Below are 4030 nucleotides of genomic sequence, written 5' to 3' on the forward strand. Positions count from 1 at the left end.
TGACCGGGACCTGGACGCGTTCGTGCTCTACTCCTCCGGCGCGGGCACCTGGGGCAGTGGCGGGCTCGGTGCCTACGCGGCGGCGAACGCCTACCTCGATGCGCTGTGTGACAGCCGGCGGGGTCGTGGTCTGGTGGCCAGTTCGGTGGCGTGGGGCCTGTGGGCCGGCGTCGGTATGGCCGCCAGCGACGGAGGCGAGCGCCTGGTGGACTTCGGGATGGAGGGCATTGACGCGGAGCGTGGGATGCGTGCTCTGGGTCAGGTGCTGGATGCGGGTGAGGGTTCGATCGCTGTTGCCGGTTTCGACTGGGCGCAGTTCGTGCCGACCTATACCCTGCATCGCCCCAGTCCGCTGCTGACGGGGCTGTCCGAGGTCCGTGAGATCCTCGCGGCCGAGGCCGAGCCCGGCGTCTTGGCGGACACGTCGGAGCTGGTGGCGCGGCTGTCGGGTATGCCGGTGGGTGAGCAGCGGCAGGTGCTGACGGATCTGGTGCGTAGTAACGCGGCGGCGGTGCTTGGGCACGATGCGGCGGCGGATGTGCTGCCGCAGCGGGCGTTCAAGGATCTGGGCTTCGATTCGGTTGGCGCGGTCGAGTTGCGGAACCGGTTGTCGGCGGCAGCGGGTGTGCGGTTGCCCTCGACGATGGTCTTCGACTACCCGAACCCCGCCGCGCTCGCCGAGTACATACGAGGCGAACTCGTCGGTTCGGCGGAGTCCGAGGGTGCGGTTCAGGTGGTGGCTGCGGCCGGCGGTGAGCCGATCGCGATCGTCGGCATGGGCTGCCGTTACCCGGGCGACGCCCACGGACCTGACCAGTTCTGGGATCTCTTGACTGCCGGGACGGACGCGATCTCGGGGTTCCCGACCGACCGTGGCTGGGAGGCCTTCGAGGAGGAGTTCGGCGGCGAAGCGGTCCGTGCCGGGGAGGCTTACACCCGGCAGGGCGGATTCGTCTACGACGCCACGGACTTCGACGCGGCCTTTTTCGGGATCAGTCCGCGTGAGGCGATGGCGATGGACCCGCAGCAGCGGCTGCTGCTGGAGACCGCCTGGGAGGCGATCGAGCGGGCTGGTCTTGCGCCGTCCTCGCTGCACGGTTCGGCCACCGGTGTCTTCATCGGCGCCAGCCACTCGGACTATTCGACCAGTTTGCCCATCGATGATGCGAGCTTGAACGGTTACCGGCTCACCGGCGCCATTTCCTCGGTGGCCTCCGGCCGGATCTCCTACACGCTCGGTCTGACGGGTCCGGCGGTGACGGTGGACACGGCGTGTTCTTCGTCGCTGGTGGCGTTGCATCAGGCGGTGACGGCGTTGCGTGGCGGTGAGTGCTCGATGGCGCTGGCCGGCGGTGTCGCGGTCATGGCCTCACCGGGTGCGTTCATGGACTTTTCCGAGCAGGGCGGTATGGCCTCCAGCGGCCGGTGCAAGGCGTTCTCGGACGAGGCCGACGGCATCGGCTGGGGCGAGGGCGCGGGTGTGGTGGTGCTTGAGCGTCTGTCGGATGCGCGGCGCAACGGGCACCAGGTGCTCGCGGTGATCCGGGGCAGTGCGGTGAATCAGGATGGTGCGTCGAACGGTCTGTCGGCGCCGAATGGTCCTTCGCAGCGTCGGGTGATCCGTGCCGCGCTGGCGAACGCGCAGCTGTCGGCGGCGGATGTTGATGTGGTGGAGGCGCACGGCACGGGCACCGCACTGGGTGACCCGATCGAGGCTGGTGCCCTGCTGGCGACCTACGGGCGGGAGCGGGCTGAGGACCGTCCGTTGTGGCTGGGTTCGGTGAAGTCCAACATCGGCCACACCCAGCAGGCGGCCGGCGTGGCGGGTGTCATCAAGATGGTGCTGGCGATGCAGAAGGGCGTCCTGCCGAAGACCCTCTACACCGAGGAGCCGTCCACGCACGTGGACTGGTCGGCTGGGAACGTGCAGCTGCTTGAGGAGGCGCGGGAGTGGTCGGCGGGTGACCGGCCGCGGCGGGCGGGTGTGTCGGCGTTCGGTATCAGCGGCACGAACGCGCATCTGATCATGGAGGAAGCGCCGCTTGAGGCTGCGGCGGTGGTCGAGGAGGAGCCGGTTGCGGCTCCTGTCGCGGTGTTGTCGTCTGGTGTTCCGGCGTGGGTGGTGTCGGGGCACAGTGCCGCGGCGCTTGCGGGTCAGGCGGGTCGGTTGCGGGAGCATGTGGTCGGGCAGCCGGAGTTGGCGGCGTCGGATGTGGCGCGCTCTTTGGTCTTGACGCGGTCGGTGTTTGAGCATCGTGGGGTGGTGCTGGGGTCGGAGCGTGAGGTGCTGCTGGCGGGGCTGGCCGCGGTGGCCACCGACCAGCCTGGGGTTGGTGTGATCACTGGTGAGGTGGCCCCGGCCGGTACCGGTTCGACGGTGTTTGTGTTTCCGGGTCAGGGTTCGCAGTGGGTGGGGATGGGCCGGGAGTTGGCCGAGTCCTCGCCGGTGTTTGCGGCGCGGCTCGCGGAGTGCGCGGCGGCTCTGGCTCCCTTCGTGGAGTGGGAGCTTGAGGACGTGCTGGCGGGTCGGCATGGGTTCGAGGCCGCGGATGTGGTGCAGCCGGCGTTGTGGGCGGTGATGGTGTCGCTGGCCGCGGTGTGGGAGGCGGCTGGTGTGGTGCCGGATGCGGTGGTCGGCCACTCGCAGGGCGAGATCGCGGCCGCTGCGGTGGCGGGCATCCTGTCGCTGGAGGACGCGGCGCGGGTGGTGGCGTTGCGCAGCCGGACGCTGACGGCGCTGGCCGGGCGTGGCGGGATGCTGTCGGTCGCCGAGCCGGCCGATGCGGTGCGCGAGCGCATTGCCCCGTTCGGGGAGCGGCTGTCGCTCGCGGCGGTGAACGGCCCCTCGGCGACGGTGGTGTCGGGTGAGCCGGAGGCGCTGCGGGAGTTGCAGGAGTCCTGTGGTGAGTCGGTGCGGACCCGGATGATTCCGGTGGATTACGCCTCGCACGGCCCCCAGGTGGACGAGCTGCGCGAGGAGATCCTGAACGTCCTGGACGGGATCGTTCCTGGTGAGACGCGCATCCCGATGGTCTCCGCGATGAGTGGGGAGTGGCTGTCGGGTCCGGAGATGGACGCGGGTTACTGGTTCGCTTCGCTGCGCGAGACCGTGGAGTTCGAGCGGGCGATCCGGACCCTGGGTGAGTCGGGGCACGGCGTGTTCATCGAGACGTCCCCGCATCCGGTGCTCATCCAGGCCATCTCCGGCACGCTGGAGGAAATCGCCTCGGTCACGGTTGGCACGTTGCGGCGGGAGAACGGTGGTGCCGAGCGTCTGCTGGCGTCGTTCGCCGAGGCTTACGTTCAGGGTGTCGCCGTTGACTGGGCGGCGCTTCTCGGTGGCGGCACGGCTGTGGAGCTTCCGACGTATGCCTTCCAGCGGCGTCGGTTCTGGCCGGAGGTCCGTGAGGTTGAGCGGGCGTGGTCGGTGGACGACTGGCGTTACCGGATTGCCTGGGAGCCGGCCGACGAGGGCGGTGCTGCTGCTTCGCTGTCGGGGACGTGGCTGCTGGTGGGTGAGGCGCCGGAGGCGTCGGTGATCGCCGATGCGCTGGCGGGGTGTGGTGCCGAGGTGGTTGCGGTTGCCGGGCCTGAGGAGTTGGACGTGTCCGTGGTGGCGGGTGCGAGTGGTGTGGTGTCGTTGCTGGCGTTGGATGAGTCGCCGGATGCGGAGTATCCGTGGGTGCCGCGTGGTACGGCGGCGACGGTGGATCTGGTGCGGGTCCTCGCTCAGGCCGGTGCGTCGGTTCCGGTGTGGGTGGTGACGCGGGGTGCGGTGCAGACGGGTGCGGGTGAGGTGACGACCAGCCCGGCGCAGGCGCAGGTGTGGGGTCTCGGCCGCGCGGTCGGCCTGGAGCACCCGGAGTTCTGGGGTGGTCTTCTTGATCTGCCGGCGGAGTTCGACGCCCAGAGCGCGGCCCGGTTGGTGTCGGTGCTGGCGGATGGTCGTGAGGATCAGGTCGCGCTGCGGCCTTCGGGTGTGTTCCTGCGGCGTCTGGTGCGTGCCGAGCCGAAGCCCGGCCGACAGAAC

1 protein-coding gene is annotated in these 4030 nt (G+C 69.9%); it reads left to right on the plus strand.

The window, feature by feature from the left end:
* On the plus strand, nucleotides 1–4030 hold a 4030-nt coding region (locus tag STBA_RS28215; RefSeq protein WP_143659638.1), incomplete at both ends, for a type I polyketide synthase.

It is taken from the genome of Streptomyces sp. MP131-18 (assembly GCF_001984575.1).
In the GTDB taxonomy this organism is placed as follows: Bacteria; Actinomycetota; Actinomycetes; order Streptomycetales; family Streptomycetaceae; genus Streptomyces; species Streptomyces johnsoniae.